The sequence below is a fragment of the Bacillus sp. LLTC93 genome (genome assembly GCF_002993125.1).
GTDB lineage: Bacteria > Bacillota > Bacilli > Bacillales > Bacillaceae > Bacillus > Bacillus zhangzhouensis.
The window spans coordinates 801,266-816,690 of sequence record NZ_PVME01000002.1; the positions used below are offsets into that span (position 1 = coordinate 801,266).

Below are 15,425 nucleotides of genomic sequence, written 5' to 3' on the forward strand. Positions count from 1 at the left end.
CTTAACCCCTCCCTTTCTTTTTTAATAAATAGAGGAAGAAAGGTGCACCGATGCAGGCTAGCAATATACCGACAGGCAATTCAACCGGTGTAAACCAGACCCGTGCCGCTGTATCTGCAAAAACCACAAGTACGCCCCCGCCCAGCATCGAAATCGGCAGCAGATACCGGTAGTCATCTCCAATTAAAAGACGGATAAAATGAGGGACGACAAGCCCGACAAACCCGATTAAGCCGCTCACGCTTACAGCCGCACCAGCTAAAAGTGCCGCCAGTGCAATTAAGAAAAATCGGGTTCGCTCTACTCTCAGGCCCAATAGCTGAGCCGATTCATCGCCAAGCAGGAGAAGATTTGCCGGCTTGATTGCAAAAAAACAAAGACACAATCCTGCCAGCGCATATGGCGACACAAAGCTAAGGTGATGCCAGCTCCGCCCATTTAATCCGCCCGATAAAAAAGGCAGAACGGCCTGCACCCGCTCACTATAAAGCACCATAAACCCGTTCATAACCGCACCAAGCAGAGCATTGACTGCCACTCCCGCCAAAATCAATTTAAGCGGCGAAACCCCTTGGTCAAATGACAGCACATACACAACGAGTGCCGCTAATAAAGCGCCAAGAAAGGCTGCGGCTGGAAGCAAATACGTAAATTGCGGAAAAACAATCATGCTGAGTACAGCAGCCAAGCCGCCGCCAGCGGTGACACCAATAATGCCAGGATCAGCAAGTGGATTTCGGACGACTCCTTGTAAAATCGCCCCAGATGCTGCGAGACAGGCTCCGACGATGAAACCAATCAGGACACGCGGCAGCCTTAAATCCATCACGATTTTTTCATGAACAGGCTGTCCTGATCCCGTCAAAGCAGCGATCAGATCCGGCAGTGATAATTGAACAGAACCTAATGCAAGCCCTAGACATGCGCCCACACCTAAAGAGAGAAGCAGTCCCGGTATAAGCCACTTTCGTCTAGATTGTCTTTTTTGAAAATCTAACTCGGCATTCATTTTCATGATGACAATCGCTTCAATCTCTTCTCTAGTTCATCAATCGCTCTTATCACTTCTGCGCCTGGATTCGTACCAAATAGATCACTAGGCAAAATCTCGACGTGTCCATTTTTGACAGCTGACACATCGTGCCATGCCGCATTCTGTTTCATTTCGCTCATAAAGCCCGCTTTCACATCTTCTGGTTTGCTGTGTGTCATCAGCAGAATGAGATCAGGATCGGCTTCGATGACCTTTTCTGCATTGATTTGAGCGTATTGAGGGAATTTTTCGAGCGCCGGTTCATTCTCAGCAATGTTCGCACCCCCAGCGATGTGTAGCAAATCCCCGCTTAAGGAATGGGGAAGTGCCGCCATATATGTGCCGGGTGCACCGTACACAACGAGTGTTTTCACTTTTTTCTTAGGCGGCTTGACCTGCTTTTTCCGCTGATCGATTTGATCATTGAGTGCTTTTGCCTTTTGCTGCTTCCCGAGCAAATCACCAAATAACGAAATTTGACGCTGGATATCCTTCACTGAATTGGCGCTTGTCAAAAGAAGCTGTGACCCAATTCCTTCTATCGTAGAGATGTCCTTACTGTTTAATTGTTCATTCCCAAGCACAACATCGGGCTTTAAACTCGTGATCAGCTCTACATCATATTGATGCGTTGTGCCAATCGTTTGTACGGACTTTGCCTTTTGTAAATTGTCTGGTAACTCGGTCGTTGGACGACCGACAACCTCACCGCCTAAAGCATAAATAATGCTCATGTCTCCAGTCGACAACGAGACGATACGTTGAGGTGATTCATCAAACGACAACGTTCTGTCGGCAAAATCCTTTATCTTCAGCGCTCCTTGCGTGCTCCCTTTCTCTACCGGTGCTGCTTGACTGCATCCTCCGAGGAGAAGCATCAAGACGAGTCCCGCCACGATCACATGTGAAAATTTCAACCGTCTGTCTCTCCTTTTCTAGTAAACTTTCTTTAGCTTCGCCTGTACCACGAGACGCCCGTTTTTAGGTGCAAGCACATGATCACAGGTCGATAAGGTGAGGATCAGGTCATCTGTGGACACGTCTGTCTTCGTTTGATAGATTGACTTCTTACGCACGGCTTGCAAGTAGTGCGCATATTCGCCAAGATTCTGAAAATCGGTTTGAATATAATCGAAGTCGACCGTCGTTTCATACACAGCAAAAATTTCCGCTTCGTAGCTTTGATACAGTGTATCGTACTGAAATGTCCGGTGGTCGTTGAAAAAATCCTTTTTTAAATAGTTTGTGAGTCCAGCAAACATTGATCCATCCCTCATCCGATGACCATACACGACTGTATTTGGACTTTCATGTAGGACGTCGTTTCGATAATCCATAAAGATACTGCCTGCCCGGGTGTCGTTCTTTAAATAATTGCGAGTTAAGTAGAATGCATTATCGCGTGATTGAACAATCGGGTATTGAATCATCGTGTCCTTCATATTGATCCAGCCGACAATGTCGTCATTCACCTTTCGCAACTCATCAAATGACGGACGGATCTTTCCCGGTTCCCGTTTTCCATTCATTTCTTCCTCTTGTCCATACATCGTCTGGGCCTTTGCAAGCACCTGACGATTTTGATAATAGCCGAAGAGCTCTAAGCCGATGGCTGTACCGCTATAAATGAATACACCTAAACAGACGATTGTCAGCATCCGTTGCCAAAGCCGTTTTCCTCGTTTCACACTGTCTCACCTGCTTTTTGCACAGCTTATATACCAACAGGCACGATGTACATCCCTGTTTCTGCATCCTGTCTAATCGTGACGGACACATGATAAATGTGCCGCACCATCTCTTCAGTTAACACATCGTTTGGCTGTCCTTCACTAATGATCTGTCCATCCTTCATCGCAATGATGACATCGCTGTAGCGAACAGCCTGATTCATATCGTGCAGCACCATAACAATCGTTAACCCATGCACAACATTGAGCTCTCGAATCAGCTCAAGAATGTCAAATTGATAGTAGATATCCAAATAGGTTGTCGGTTCATCTAGGAAAAGGATCGGTGTTTTTTGCGCAAGTGCCATCGCAATCCATACTCGCTGCCGTTCTCCACCTGATAGTGAGGCGAGTGGCACCTTTCGTTTTTCCGTTAGCTTTGTACTGGATAGCGCCCACTCAATCGCTCTCTCATCCTCTTCCTTGTCACCCCCGCGCATCGTCTGGTAAGGCGTTCTCCCAAATGCCACGACCCGTTCGATCGTTAAATCAAGCGGCGCCTCATTTTGCTGATGAACGACAGCTAGCTTTTTTGCTAGTTCCTTTGGCTTGAACGCACTCAGCTCTTGCCCATCTAAGTGAATCTGTCCTTTATTGGGACAATGATTATTCGCCATTAAGGAAAGCAGCGTGGATTTTCCCGAGCCATTTGGACCGATAATGGTTGTGATTTTCCCCTGTTCAATCTGTGTTGTGACCGATTGAACGATGTTCTTCTGCTGGTCATAGGAGAATGACACCTCACGAATGTCCATGGAGACGGTCCCCCCTTCTTAATAAAAAGATAAGAAACGGCCCGCCAATGATGGCCATGATCGTAGAAGCAGGGATTTCATTTGGCGCTACAAGCGTTCTGCCAAGCGTATCAGCCGTCAAAATAAGCAAAGCCCCACTTAACGCAGAAAATGGAATCAGTACCCGGTGATCCGAGCCGACAAGCCTTCTTGAAATGTGCGGAATGAGCAAGCCGACGAAGGCAATCACGCCCGCTACCGCAGCTGTCACCGCTGCTAGTAAAACCGCAGTAATTGAAATGAAAAGGCGCATTCTGGTCACACGCAATCCTAAATTTTTCGCCGTCTTATCCTGAAGAGCCAAGAGGTTACACCATCTGCTAAAGAAAAGTGCAACGACAAGGCCAACGATGCCATAGACGCCGATTAAACGGACATCTCCCCACGTTTTCATCGTGAGATTCGACTGCCCTGACTGATTAATCGTGATATTGAAATAGCTGCAAATGGTGACAAATGCTTCTGCCATCCCTGTAAACATGGCATTGATGGCGATCCCAACCAAAATCATACGGATTGGGCTCAAACCACCCTTCCAAGACAGGACGTATACAAGGAAACATGCAATGGCCCCACCTAATACCGAAAATAAAGGAGAGTAGAAATAAAATTGAGGAAGCGCTGTAATCGCCATTAAAGAAAAGAAGCTGGCTCCTGATGAAATGCCAATGACGCCGGCATCAGCTAATGGATTCCTCATGACCGACTGCAATAGTACACCGGAGACAGATAAGGCTGCCCCTGTAAACATTGCGATGAGCATGCGGGGGATTCTCAAATCTTTAATGATTTCTACCTGTGCATGTTGACCGGTGATGAGCCCTTCCAATAATTCAATCGGAGTGACATGAATACTCCCAGTGATGGCGGAATAAATAAAAACACCAACCAGTAAGAGACTGACTATCAGAAATAAAATCCCTGTTTTTTTCATCTTGAACGTCCTTTTATCATTAAGATTCGCCGCTTATGACGGATACAACATACGTGTCAATTCCTCTAATGCCTCTGCGGCCTTTAAATTGCCTGTTGTCCCGAATAAGCTTTCTTCTAGGTCGTACACCCGGTCTTGTTTTACCGCGTTAAAATGCTTCCAGATGTCATTTGTTTTGAATTCTTGATCAAACATGCGGACGACTTCATCTGGCATCCCATGTGCGGCCCGGAGAATGATATCTGGATTGGCTTTTTGTAAATACTCTGTATTGGATGCCAAATACTCCATTTTTTCACCTTTGACAATGTTCTCTCCTCCTGCGATATGCACAAGATCACCGATATATGAATTCTCTGTCGCCACCAAATAACTGCCTGGTACACCAAGCAAAATCAGAACGGACGGTTTGCGCTTTCCCTTCGTCCTCTCTTGTATGTCTTTCTTTTTTTGTTCAAAGTCAGACACAATGCGTTTGGCTTGTTTCTTTCTGTCATACTGATCTCCAAGCTTCGTGATGGCCTTCTCCATGTTGTCCAGGCTTTCAAGATTTAAGTATGTGGCAGGGACACCTGCTTGTTGGAAGGGTGTCTCTAAATCATATTGAAGGGTCGTGACAGACAGGACATCTGTCGGTTGAAGTGATTGGATGATTTCCATGTCCGGGCTCATTGGGTTGCCGACTTCTGGCAGTCCTTTATAACGAACTGGCAAGGATTTTTGACTTGTTGGCACCCCGACAAGATCCACCTCTAAAGCATCCATGATCTCTACAGCAGCTACAGTCGTTGCCACAATGCGCGCACTTGATTCCGCGCTTTTCTTGCCTTTCGCTGAGCTTTCAGCCGACTGTGCGCACCCTGACAAGATCACGCACACACTTAAAGCAGCGATCAGGGAACGTAACATTCGATGCTTCAAAAACAGAAGCCTCCTTTCGAAAAAAGAGAGTGGATGCGCCGAGTTGAATGGCGCATCTCACTTAAAATAAACAATCTATCTTACCCTAGTTTGATACTTTCTCACGAGCACGAATAACGACCCGCCGAATAAAAGAATATACACCCAAAGAAGAGAGGTATCTCCTGTTTTCGGATTCAGCTGGCCTGTCTCAGACTTTGTTTGGTCATCTGATGGAGTAAATGTCAGCTGCTCTGCGCCCGTTTCCTCTGGTGCCAGATTCACAAGCTGATTTGTTTGAGAATCGTGATCATTTGGATTTTCGACAAAGCCGATACTATCATCGTCTCCGATAACCGTCGCAATTCCGCTTCCTTCACCAAGTGCGATGCCTTTTGTGTCATAAACAAGTTTGACATCGTACTGCTCATGGTAATTCGCAGCTGGAATGTCAATTTTCACGCGTGCTGCCTGGTCATTGCTTAAACTTTTTGCTTCATATTGAATCACTCTTGTATCTGCTTTTTGATCTGTTTTTGCGACAAGAGTCTCTTCATATTTCCCGCCTGTCCCTACTTGGAAGGATGTGATGGCTGAGCTGTTCTTCACTGTATATGAAACGAAATGGCGGCCATTTTTCACCACCAATGTCGCAGGGCTCACGACGTAATCATTCATTCGAGAAGGCTCATCCTTGTCCGCTTTCTTCATTGAAAAAGGAAGCTTGTATACACCATCTTTTAGCTGAGCTGTCTCTTGATCAGCTCCACCGTTATTTGTTTCTGGTGCTGGTGTATTTGGTTTTGGTGTTTCTGGAGTGGCTGGTGTTTCTTCCTCTACCTGACCGTCCTTAAGTGGAGAGATACTCTTTGAATCAAATTGAAAACGAATATCGTAGGTTTGGTCATAGTGAGCAGCTGCCACCACAATGTGTACTTTTCCTTTGACAGCTTTTTTCAAATCAGCTACATCAAATGAGACGATTCTTGTGTTCTTTGCTTGATCTGTGCTGACGGTTTTCACTTCTTGATAAGAGCCGTTTTTCTCTGTTTTCAAAGAAGCAACCGACGTATTGTCCTTCACCGTAAAGGAAATGGTTTGCTTTCCGTTTTTGACGGTTAAGGATGCAGGATGTGAGAAGTATTGGTTCATCCGAGATGCCTCGTCCTCATCCCCTTTTAGCACACTGTAATTGACACGATACACACCATCTTTTAATTGATTTTGCGCAGAATCATCTGGCTTTGTACCGTTTTGATCATCTGGCTTTGTTTCGCTATCGTCTGGCTTTGTGCCAGTTTGGTCATCTGGTTTTGTTTCGTTATCGTCTGGCTTTGTGCCAGTTTGGTCATCTGGTTTTGTTTCGCTATCGTCTGGCTTTGCAGGCGTGACGAGTGTTAGACTGCTTTGATCGAATGCGAGCTGTACGTCATACGCTTCGTCATAAATAAAACCGCCTAAATCCCAGTAAATTTTGACCCAACCGTTTACTTTTGATGATAAGTCGGCTACATCAAATTTGATGACACGTGTATTGGCTGTTTCATCCTCACTGACCGTTTCAGTGGTGACGAGAGCACCATTTTGTTCGACCTTGAAATCTGTGATTTCTTTGCTTTGCTTCAGTGTGACATAGGCTGTCGTCTTGCCATTTTCCACAATCAGCTTAGCTGGCTTTTCTGTATAGGTATCCATCATGGACGCTTCTGTGCTGCCATTTTTTAAAATAGTGAATCCGACTGTGTATTCACCATCCACGAATGATGCCGCTTGAGCCGTTCCTTGAGGAATCTGAAATGCAGTCAACAAACTGAATAAAACAAGCAGAATGGCTGCCTTTAGATGAAAAAGACGTTTCAAAAGGTGACACTTCCTTCCGTTAATGCTTGATGATCCACTTTCTTGCTAAAAACCCGCCTGAACATAAGACAAGCACAAGGAGCCAACCTGTCTGGCTTGTATCACCAGTTTGAGGATTCTCTTCTTGTTTCGTATGAGTGGATGAATCAGATTTTTTGGTTGATTCCTTTGATGATTGATGATTTTCTGCTGCACCCGCTGTTTTGTTTGAGCTGTTAGAAGAAAGTGACTTGATGCTGCTTTCATCAAATTTCAGCTGAATTGTATAATCATGATCATAGTCAGCAGATTTTACAGTGACATGAATTTTTGACTTGATTGGTTTAGACAAGCTCTGTGCTTGGAACTGAACGATCCTTGTATTGGCTTTTTTATTCGTTGAAAGAACCGTTGTGTCGACATAGCCGCCATTTCCCGGAACTTTAAATTCCGTCACCCAGCTGCTATTTTTAATGGTCATTTGCACCGTCAGCTTTCCATTTTTCACGATCACTTTAGCCGGCTTCAGCCAGTAATCATTTGCCATAGAGACCGCATTTCCTTCAGCCTTCAACACAGTATAGTTGACGGAGTATGTACCATCATTTAAAGAGGCAGCCTGTGCATTTGAAAAAGGCAGTATGAGTGCCAATAAAAAAGCGGCCATAAAGGCTGGCAGCCTTATCCATTTTTTCATCAAGCGAATTTCCTCCTTTTTTATTGAACAGTTGCTGCATCAAACTTGAGGCGAATATCGTAATTGCCTGTATATCCGATGACCGGCACAGTCACACTCACTTTTGCTGGTACGACTTCTGTCAGGCTGTTCACATTAAATTCTACCGTTCTCTTATTGGCAGCTGTGTTTGTACTGATCACCTGCGCATCTTTGTAGACACCTTGATCCAGTGTTTTAAAGCTTGTGATCCAAGTGCTATTGGTTAACGTGACTTGTGCTTTGATTTTGCCATTTTTCACGACAAGCTTAGCTGGTTTTTCAAAATACGTATTCGCTGTTGAAGTCGAATCGCTATCTGCCTTCCATACCACATATTGCGCTGAATATTGACCATCTGCTAAGCCTGCTGCTGAAGCAGAGCTAACCGGAGCTAAAGCAAATAATAGAACAAAGCTAAAGAATAATAATACGTGTGACGTTGAACGAAGTGCTTTCATGTGAACCCTCCTAAATGATATTGATAATTATTCTCAATAAACAATAAAAAAAATAACCTTCATAAGTGTTTAACTCACACTTATAGATGATTATGATAATCATTATCAATTGAGTCGGAAAAATAAATCTTTGCTTCCAAAAAGTCAAAGATGTCTGTTTCTAAATGATGGATCGATACGTGTTTTAGGCAATCTGTCCCATTCATAATACCATGGCATAACCTCCATTCCATTACAGGGAAAAGAACCCTCTTCTCCTTGATATTATATGATGGATGAATTTATTGTCAACATCATTTTTCATACTATTGTCTTAGATTTCTGGAAAACCACACAAAAAAATTTCGATCAGGTACACTGATCGAAATCCATTAGGAAGGGACATGCTCCCCTTTTTTGCTGTTTTTACGCTCTAAAGACCATGCGTACATTTCACGAATAATCGGTTCGATTTTCTTCCCTTGTGCTGTTAATTTATATTCAATCCGCACCGGAATGTCGGGGTATACTTTTTTCTCAACGAGTCCTTCAGCTTCTAAATCCTTCAGCCTTTCTGATAATAATCTTCCGCTGATATTCATTTCATTTTCCAGCTGACAAAAACGCTTGGGCCCTGTTAGAAGCTGATTGATGATGAGAATCACCCACTTCTTGCCTAGAATCTCCATGGCATCTGTAATTGGGCAGCCGTTTACTTGAGCCATACCTTACTCCCTCCTGCTTTTCTCTCTTTTTTTTCATTATAACACAATTAATTACTTGAAATAAGTCACTAACTATTATATAGTTTAGTTACTAAAAGTAACAAGGTATACATTTTTATAGATTTTCAAAAACATTTGAACATGCCGATGCATATATCATGAAGGAGCTGACCGAGCTTGAAGACAATTGAGCAACTAAGATTAGGTGTAACAGAATTACATGTATCCAACTTTGAGCGTTCTTTACCTTTTTATACAGACATTTTAGGATTTACTATATTAGAACAGACGGAATCCGCCGTCACTCTTGGCAGCAATGCAAAGGAACCGATCCTTTTGCTAAAAGAAGATGCACAGCTGAAGGAGAAGCCTGATCATGAGCCAGGACTTTATCATTTTGCTGTTTTATTACCTACCAGAAAAAACCTGGGCACATGGCTGGCACATGTGATCAAAAAAGGCTATCCTTTAATTGGAGCAAGCGATCACTTTTTCAGTGAAGCCATTTATTTAAGTGATCCTGACGGCATTGGCGTAGAGATTTATGCTGATCGCCCTGAGGACCTTTGGGTAGGTGAGCATGGAGAACTGAAAGGTGGCGGAAATGCACCTCTTGATGGAGATGGTCTCCTGCAAGAAGCCGCTGATTCCACCTGGGAAGGACTCCCTGCTGGTACAGTCATGGGACACTTACATTTCCATCTCAACCCAGAAGAAGCTGATCCCTTTTATGTGAACACGCTCGGTTTTCATATCCGAATGGCTCCACCAGCAAGCATATTTATCGCCGCTGGTGTGTACCATCATCACCTTGCCTTTAATGCATGGGGACGCGGGAGAAAAGGAGCCATTGATCCACGATTTTCAGGAATTAGAAGCTATACACTGGTTTTCCCTGAAGAAGCAGACAGACAATCCGTCGTCGAACGTCTGACAAAAGCAGGCGTTGATGTCAAAACGACAGGAAAAAGTAACGAATTTGTTGATCCATTTGGCGTTCTCGTTCGTTTACAGATTGAAGAAACAGACAAAAAAGAAGGTGCAGAATATGGACAAACACACAGATCTTAAAACAGCCATTTTAAAAGATAAAATTAAACGAGTACAGCAAGAAGACGGGTATATATATATCACTGGACCCATTAAACTACCAGTGAATTTAGACGGCAGAACCGTGATGTTCAACTGGTATTCATGGTTAAAAGACGATGGGTTAGAGCCATTGTCAGATGAAGCTTTAATTGAAAGCCTCTCATCCCGCCAGCTTGCCGATCATCAGCAATCAAGCGTTCTTGTGTATGGGGATTTCGAGCACGCTGATGATGCATTTATCCGCATGCATTCCATTTGCCACACTGGCGATATTTTCGGAAGCAAGCGCTGCGACTGCGGTTTCCAATTGAAGCAGTCCATGCGAATGATTGAGGACAATGGAGCAGGTGCCCTGTTTTACTTAGCCAACCATGAAGGACGCGGCATCGGTCTTTTCAGCAAAGCCATGGCTTACATTCTTCAAGAGAACGGCTATGATACAGTAGAAGCAAATGAAGCGCTTGGTTTTGAAGATGATACGCGTCAATATGAAGAAGCCATTGCCGTTCTTCAAACCCTTCGTACAAAGCCAGTAAGACTCATTACCAATAATCCGAAAAAGACAGATGCCATCAGTCATGCAGGTCTTTCTCTTTCTGGACGCATTCCGCTTTGGGGTGACGTCTCTGAATTCAACGAAAAATACTTGCAGACAAAAATCAACCGCTCAGGCCACATGAAGGCGGATCAAGAGGTGCGTACGATTGCCACATCATGAGCGATATATGAATCTAGCCCTAGAAAATGCGCGTGCAATGAAAGGACAGACATCACCGAACCCGCTCGTCGGGGCTGTGATTGTGCGCGATAATGAAATTGTTGGAGTCGGTGCTCATATGAAGGCCGGCGAACCACATGCTGAAATTCATGCACTCAAAATGGCTGGAGACAAGGCAAAAGGAGCCACGATTTATGTGACCCTAGAGCCTTGTTCCCACCATGGGCGCACAGGCCCTTGCGCTGAAGCACTTGTCAGAGCCGGCGTCGAAACCGTTGTCGTAGCAGCACTTGATCCGAACCCGCTTGTCGCAGGTCGTGGGATTGCCATTTTACAAGATGCAGGTATCCAAGTCATCACGGGCGTACTTGAACAGGAATCCATTCTCATGAATGAAGTGTTTAACCACTTTATTACGAAAAAAACGCCTTTCGTGACGCTCAAAGCGGGCATCACCCTAGATGGGAAAATTGCTTCTGTTACGTCTGACAGCAAGTGGATTACGTCAGAAACTTCCCGTTATGACGCTCACCACATCCGCAGTATCAATGATGCGATTTTGGTCGGTGCTCAAACCGTGATTCATGACGATCCTTCATTAACCACGCGGATTCCAAATGGTCATCATCCAATTCGAATTGTCTTAGATTCTAAGCTTTCGACACCGCTGACGGCAAAGATCGTCACTGATCAGCTGGCACCTACATGGATTTTTACAACAAAGCAAGCAGATGAGAATAAACGGGCCGCTTTAGAAGCAGCTGGCGTCAGCGTCTTTATGACAGCTGGCGACACGCGAGTGCCGTTACAAGAAGTACTTCAAGTGCTTGGAGAAAGAAATGTCTCCTCCCTTATGATTGAGGGCGGCGGCCAAGTCAACGCCTCATTTTTAGAGCAGCAGCTTGTGGATAAATTGGTCATCTACATGGCACCTAAGCTCATTGGCGGACGACTCTCTCCTTCCTTTTTCGGAGGCGAAGGCATACGCCTCATGAGTGATGCAATTGAACTGGATCAACTCGCCGTTGAACAGCTGGGGAAAGATATCAAAATAACGGGCTATCCCGTTTATCAATAAAGATTTTCTATAACAATAAGGCTGTCGAAAATATCTCGACAGCCTTATTGTTTTTTTTGAGAATTTGTAGGTGTGTTTTCTACTCTATTCTCTCTAAAAATTCAATTCGATTTCCAAATGGATCATCTACATAGAACCTGATTGCTCCATCTAAGGGCTGATCTTCTCTTATACGAATATGATGTTTCACTAAAATCTCTTTTAATTTTGATAAACTCTTTACACGAAAAGCTGGATGGGCTTTTTTGGAAGCTTGAAAATGATCTTCAATGCCAATATGAAGCTGATGATTGCCGCATTGAAACCAAACACCACCACGTTTAACTAGATGACTAGGCTTAGGTATTTCCCTCATTCCTAAAATTTCCCCAAAAAACAAACGCGCTTTCTCTTCACTACCCTTTGGGGCAGCTAATTGGACATGATCGATTCCAAAGAAATTTGACATCGTTTATTCTTCCTTTCTTTTCTCAATATCCAAAAAAACATTCTGTTTTTTAATATCATGTTCGAGACCAAGCCTAGATTAAGCCATAAAGCCATATGTTGTTGTCGATTCACTGATCTGACCGTGAAATTTGTCGTAAAATGTTTCATGTGAAACATCTGTCATCTGACATCTATGAATTCCCCTCCACCAGCCGTCCAAAGCTTTCTGGTGAAAGTCCCGGTGAAATGCGGAGGCGGTGTAAGGACATCATGCCTTGCTCCTTCTTCGCATGTCCTGGTTCAGTCGTCACAGCCATTTGATATCCCGCTTCCTTCGCCAGCTTCAGTGTGTCTTCGTTATAACGCCCAACCGGATAGCTAACCATTCTCGTACGCTGAGAAAATCGCTGATCAAAGAATGCCTTTGACCCTTTTAATTCCTCTTCTTGCTGCTTCTTTGATAGACGATGAAGCTCTAAATGATGAATTGTATGACTCTCAATTGATAGACCATGCGCCATCATTTCATCCATTTGATCATCTGTTAAGTGATGCGGACGACCAATGGATTGCTCAATCATAAAAATCGTTGCTTTCATCCCGTACTGCTTTAAAATCGGAAATGCCTTTGTGTAGTTGTCCGTATATCCATCGTCAAATGTAATGAGGACACACTTTTCACTTGGCTTCGTATTTGTTGTGAAGACGAGGTACGCCTCTTCCGGCGACAGTGTGACATAGTCGTTGTCCTTCAGCCATTTTATATGCGCCGTAAACTCGCTCTTTGGCACACGTAATGAGTTACCGCTGGAAATGCTGTGATACATCAAGATCGGAAGCTCAACCGGCTCCTTTTGCTCAATCCAGTTTTGTGTATCTATCACTGTCGCTTCTTTCTGCTGAATCTCTTTTGTTTCTTTTGCTTGTAATTGACCCTTTTCCTCTTTGACTACTGGCTGGTTTCCTTCCGTTTGCTCCTTCTTTCCCATACAGCCCGAAATGAACAGCACCACAAGGCCAACCGCAATCAACATACATGTTTTTTTCATTCACCAATCCTGCTTTCTCTCTATCTACCGAATGATTATAACAGAAATTGGTTAATAGCTGACATCTGTTTTGACAGGGTGTTCATTTTTTTACACATTTCTATCATCTCAATGGCGAGCAGATGAATGGTCTCTGTTGTGAGCATTTGATCTTCTGCATGTATCAGCAGTAAAGAAAAGGGAAGCTGTTCACCTGCCGCCTCTTTTTGAATGAGCGACAAGTGCAGGTTGTGGATGCTTCGAAACGCTTCCTCCCCTTTTTTGATCAGCTGCTGTGCTTTTTCAAAATCATCAGCTCTTGCGAGACGAATCGCTTCTACATAGTGGCTTCTCGCCTCACCTGCATGGGCAATGATTTGAAAGGCTGCTCCCTGCATTTCCTCTAATACCGTCATCTGCTTCTCCTCCAATTGCTCAAGATTCATTTGCTAGTTTCAGTGCATGCTCTAGAATTTTTTCTCCATTCGCTGTTCCGTATAATCTCACATTGACGACATCAACAGGTATTTGATGGGGTGCCGCTGTTTTTTCTGCTGCTTTTTTCATAAAGCTTACTTGCGGTCCAAGCAAAATCACCTGTACATCTTCTCCATGCTCTTCTAATTCATCAGCAATGGCCCCTTCAGGTATGGCATAAATATAGTAATCTAGCCCTTTTGCTTCTGCTGCTGCCTAGGGCGATGTATTGGGAATGACCTGTTCGTTTTTCTCGAGTCTTTCTCTCATCGACTTTTTCAAAAATGTACGAAATGCCCCATAGTCCTCGACGTTCAATGTATACCCTGTCCCGCGTTTCATATGAAGTGCTGCTCCATTTTCTTCTAACATTGATTTAAGCGCTTTCATATCTGTTCGAATTGTTCTTGATGTGACCCCAATCACGCGGGCAATTTCTTCACTTGTCAGTTCCTGCTCCGCTTGCATCAATCGTTTCAGGAGCTCCTCCTGACGTAGAGATAGCATGGATTCCCCTCCCCCGGCAATTACTTTTGCCTATCATCATAAACGAAAATAGAACTCTTTGCCCAGTTTTTCTTTCGAATCGGGAACCTTGATATGGCTCAAACGTATGAATATGAAACAAGAGGAGGGATGCATCATGGGTTCTTTTATGTTTGTTGTCATCATCATATTGGCTTCTTTAGGAGCATTCACTGCACATATTCTCTCACCAAAGAATAAGCGTGCATCATCTAAGCATTCTGTACATCACAGTTCAACGACAAGTAACTATACTGATTCCTATACTCATCACGCTTCAGATGCCTCCTGCGGGAGTGATTCAGGTGGAGGGTGTGATTAAACAAAAAAACAGCCGCCCTATGAGCGGCTGTTTCGTTTATTGTATTAAAGAGCTTTCCAGCCCCGTTCAATCAAATGTTTGACATCCTTTGCAAAATCCTCGCCCTTTTCCATCACGTCCTGGGCTCTTCCTGCAAAATTACTGGCAACAGCCAACTCCATTTTTTTTAATTCAAAGTGCAAGATTTTTTGATCAATCTCTGTTATATATTTTTCATACTCATTGTTCACGATGTCGTGCATCACACCGTAGGCTTCTTTCCGATGGCGATGAAAGTCTGTTCCTCTCTCACCTTTCCATGACGAATCAAGAGCAGGCTTTTTGATTTCCTTTAAGTCTGACTGCGCAAGATCTTGTTCTGTTCGAATGTTACTTTTGGCTGTCTTTAACCGAGAGATCATTTCGTCAAATTCTGCACGTTTGTTTTCAATTCCCATATGCAGATGGTGCAGCATCTCGGATAAACTCATGTCATCCACCTCTATCGGACCTCATACGAAAGCACGGCGTCAGAGCTTTTGGAAGCTATCGAATCACTTGATTTTTCCAGTCCTGACATTTCTATCGTTCGCTTTCATTAAGTATAGTATAAGGTGAAAAGCCTTAGGCTTAAATAGGGAAAAGGTGTCCTTTTAACGTAGTGATT

The 15,425-nt window shown here is 43.9% G+C and carries 19 protein-coding genes and 1 pseudogene; 4 read left to right on the forward strand and 16 right to left on the reverse strand.

The genetic code is table 11. The features are described from left to right. Position 1 precedes the first annotated feature (1 nt). From C6W18_RS09320 to C6W18_RS09365, 10 genes are all read right to left on the reverse strand, one after another. Positions 2-1,015 (reverse strand): FecCD family ABC transporter permease, encoded by a 1,014-nt coding sequence (locus tag C6W18_RS09320; RefSeq protein ID WP_105927396.1) that lies wholly within the window; start codon positions 1,013-1,015, stop codon positions 2-4. Continuing rightward, entirely contained in the window at positions 1,012-1,950 is a 939-nt protein-coding gene (locus tag C6W18_RS09325; protein ID WP_105927397.1) for an ABC transporter substrate-binding protein, read from the reverse strand. Before C6W18_RS09325 ends, C6W18_RS09320 begins: the two co-directional genes overlap by 4 nt. Positions 1,951-1,968: 18 nt before the next feature. Continuing rightward, the gene (gene srtB / locus C6W18_RS09330; protein WP_105927398.1) at positions 1,969-2,721 is read right to left on the reverse strand and encodes a class B sortase; all 753 of its coding nucleotides are present in this window, start codon (positions 2,719-2,721) and stop codon (positions 1,969-1,971) included. A 26-nt stretch (positions 2,722-2,747) separates the two neighbouring features. Beyond that, positions 2,748-3,518 carry an ABC transporter ATP-binding protein gene (locus C6W18_RS09335; protein WP_034321842.1) on the reverse strand — a complete coding sequence of 257 codons (771 nt, stop codon included), beginning with the start codon at positions 3,516-3,518 and terminating at the stop codon, positions 2,748-2,750. Next, positions 3,505-4,491, reverse strand: a complete 987-nt coding sequence (locus tag C6W18_RS09340; RefSeq protein WP_105927399.1) for a FecCD family ABC transporter permease — start codon at positions 4,489-4,491, stop codon at positions 3,505-3,507. The genes C6W18_RS09335 and C6W18_RS09340 overlap by 14 nt, the downstream gene beginning before the upstream one ends. Positions 4,492-4,524: 33 nt before the next feature. After that, positions 4,525-5,412: a heme ABC transporter substrate-binding protein IsdE gene (isdE, locus tag C6W18_RS09345; RefSeq protein ID WP_105927400.1), complete on the reverse strand. Its 888-nt coding sequence runs from the start codon at positions 5,410-5,412 to the stop codon at positions 4,525-4,527. A gap of 75 nt (positions 5,413-5,487) precedes the next feature. Then, positions 5,488-7,251, reverse strand: a complete 1,764-nt coding sequence (locus tag C6W18_RS09350; RefSeq protein WP_105927401.1) for an NEAT domain-containing protein — start codon at positions 7,249-7,251, stop codon at positions 5,488-5,490. Positions 7,252-7,270: 19 nt separating this feature from the next. Further along, on the reverse strand, positions 7,271-7,927 hold the full coding sequence (isdC, locus tag C6W18_RS09355; RefSeq protein WP_105927443.1) for a heme uptake protein IsdC: 657 nt from the start codon (positions 7,925-7,927) through the stop codon (positions 7,271-7,273). A gap of 20 nt (positions 7,928-7,947) precedes the next feature. Beyond that, on the reverse strand, positions 7,948-8,406 hold the full coding sequence (locus tag C6W18_RS09360; protein WP_034321832.1) for an NEAT domain-containing protein: 459 nt from the start codon (positions 8,404-8,406) through the stop codon (positions 7,948-7,950). A 371-nt stretch (positions 8,407-8,777) separates the two neighbouring features. Continuing rightward, complete coding sequence (locus C6W18_RS09365; RefSeq protein ID WP_105927402.1) at positions 8,778-9,110, reverse strand: winged helix-turn-helix transcriptional regulator; 333 nt, start codon at positions 9,108-9,110, stop codon at positions 8,778-8,780. Positions 9,111-9,287: 177 nt separating this feature from the next. Here C6W18_RS09365 and C6W18_RS09370 point away from each other — a divergent pair, with 177 nt between their 5' ends. The 3 genes from C6W18_RS09370 to ribD are packed head-to-tail and all read left to right on the forward strand — an operon-like array spanning position 9,288 to position 11,998. Next, positions 9,288-10,181, forward strand: coding sequence for a VOC family protein (locus C6W18_RS09370; RefSeq protein ID WP_034321827.1), 894 nt, complete (start codon positions 9,288-9,290; stop codon positions 10,179-10,181). Beyond that, on the forward strand, positions 10,159-10,920 hold the full coding sequence (locus C6W18_RS09375; protein WP_034321824.1) for a GTP cyclohydrolase II: 762 nt from the start codon (positions 10,159-10,161) through the stop codon (positions 10,918-10,920). The genes C6W18_RS09370 and C6W18_RS09375 overlap by 23 nt, the downstream gene beginning before the upstream one ends. Beyond that, positions 10,907-11,998 (forward strand): bifunctional diaminohydroxyphosphoribosylaminopyrimidine deaminase/5-amino-6-(5-phosphoribosylamino)uracil reductase RibD, encoded by a 1,092-nt coding sequence (ribD, locus tag C6W18_RS09380; RefSeq protein ID WP_105927403.1) that lies wholly within the window; start codon positions 10,907-10,909, stop codon positions 11,996-11,998. The genes C6W18_RS09375 and ribD overlap by 14 nt, the downstream gene beginning before the upstream one ends. A gap of 79 nt (positions 11,999-12,077) precedes the next feature. On the opposite strand, the gene C6W18_RS09385 is transcribed toward ribD, so the two are convergent. From C6W18_RS09385 to C6W18_RS09405, 5 genes and pseudogenes are all read right to left on the reverse strand, one after another. Then, the gene (locus C6W18_RS09385) at positions 12,078-12,446 is read right to left on the reverse strand and encodes a VOC family protein (protein ID WP_034321820.1); all 369 of its coding nucleotides are present in this window, start codon (positions 12,444-12,446) and stop codon (positions 12,078-12,080) included. Between the two features lie 172 nt (positions 12,447-12,618). Then, a complete protein-coding gene (locus tag C6W18_RS09390) occupies positions 12,619-13,476 on the reverse strand; it encodes a polysaccharide deacetylase family protein (protein ID WP_105927404.1) in 858 nt (285 codons plus the stop codon). A gap of 35 nt (positions 13,477-13,511) precedes the next feature. Next, positions 13,512-13,871, reverse strand: a complete 360-nt coding sequence (locus C6W18_RS09395) for a PTS sugar transporter subunit IIA (RefSeq protein WP_105927405.1) — start codon at positions 13,869-13,871, stop codon at positions 13,512-13,514. 19 nt (positions 13,872-13,890) lie between these two features. Then, positions 13,891-14,133, reverse strand: a pseudogene (locus C6W18_RS09400) (PTS sugar transporter subunit IIB); the annotation flags it as partial. 15 nt (positions 14,134-14,148) lie between these two features. Then, positions 14,149-14,439 carry an HTH domain-containing protein gene (locus tag C6W18_RS09405; protein ID WP_223251663.1) on the reverse strand — a complete coding sequence of 97 codons (291 nt, stop codon included), beginning with the start codon at positions 14,437-14,439 and terminating at the stop codon, positions 14,149-14,151. A gap of 136 nt (positions 14,440-14,575) precedes the next feature. On the opposite strand from C6W18_RS09405, the gene C6W18_RS09410 reads away from it, so the two are divergent. Then, the gene (locus tag C6W18_RS09410) at positions 14,576-14,779 is read left to right on the forward strand and encodes a hypothetical protein (protein ID WP_223251664.1); all 204 of its coding nucleotides are present in this window, start codon (positions 14,576-14,578) and stop codon (positions 14,777-14,779) included. Between the two features lie 44 nt (positions 14,780-14,823). Here the strand turns inward: C6W18_RS09410 and C6W18_RS09415 are convergent, their stop codons facing one another. Next, positions 14,824-15,249: a YwqH-like family protein gene (locus C6W18_RS09415; RefSeq protein WP_034321811.1), complete on the reverse strand. Its 426-nt coding sequence runs from the start codon at positions 15,247-15,249 to the stop codon at positions 14,824-14,826. Positions 15,250-15,425: the final 176 nt, after the last annotated feature.

Excerpts from the sequence above, each read along its gene's own strand:
- C6W18_RS09320 (WP_105927396.1), bottom strand. The coding sequence starts at position 1,015 with ATGAAAATGAATGCCGAGTTAGATTTTCAAAAAAGACAATCTAGACGA.
- C6W18_RS09335 (WP_034321842.1), bottom strand. The coding sequence starts at position 3,518 with ATGGACATTCGTGAGGTGTCATTCTCCTATGACCAGCAGAAGAACATC.
- C6W18_RS09340 (WP_105927399.1), bottom strand. The coding sequence starts at position 4,491 with ATGAAAAAAACAGGGATTTTATTTCTGATAGTCAGTCTCTTACTGGTT.
- isdC (WP_105927443.1), bottom strand. The coding sequence starts at position 7,927 with ATGAAAAAATGGATAAGGCTGCCAGCCTTTATGGCCGCTTTTTTATTG.
- C6W18_RS09360 (WP_034321832.1), bottom strand. The coding sequence starts at position 8,406 with ATGAAAGCACTTCGTTCAACGTCACACGTATTATTATTCTTTAGCTTT.
- C6W18_RS09365 (WP_105927402.1), bottom strand. The coding sequence starts at position 9,110 with ATGGCTCAAGTAAACGGCTGCCCAATTACAGATGCCATGGAGATTCTA.
- C6W18_RS09375 (WP_034321824.1), top strand. The coding sequence starts at position 10,159 with ATGGACAAACACACAGATCTTAAAACAGCCATTTTAAAAGATAAAATT.
- C6W18_RS09385 (WP_034321820.1), bottom strand. The coding sequence starts at position 12,446 with ATGTCAAATTTCTTTGGAATCGATCATGTCCAATTAGCTGCCCCAAAG.
- C6W18_RS09390 (WP_105927404.1), bottom strand. The coding sequence starts at position 13,476 with ATGAAAAAAACATGTATGTTGATTGCGGTTGGCCTTGTGGTGCTGTTC.
- C6W18_RS09395 (WP_105927405.1), bottom strand. The coding sequence starts at position 13,871 with ATGACGGTATTAGAGGAAATGCAGGGAGCAGCCTTTCAAATCATTGCC.
- C6W18_RS09405 (WP_223251663.1), bottom strand. The coding sequence starts at position 14,439 with ATGCTATCTCTACGTCAGGAGGAGCTCCTGAAACGATTGATGCAAGCG.
- C6W18_RS09410 (WP_223251664.1), top strand. The coding sequence starts at position 14,576 with ATGGGTTCTTTTATGTTTGTTGTCATCATCATATTGGCTTCTTTAGGA.
- C6W18_RS09415 (WP_034321811.1), bottom strand. The coding sequence starts at position 15,249 with ATGAGTTTATCCGAGATGCTGCACCATCTGCATATGGGAATTGAAAAC.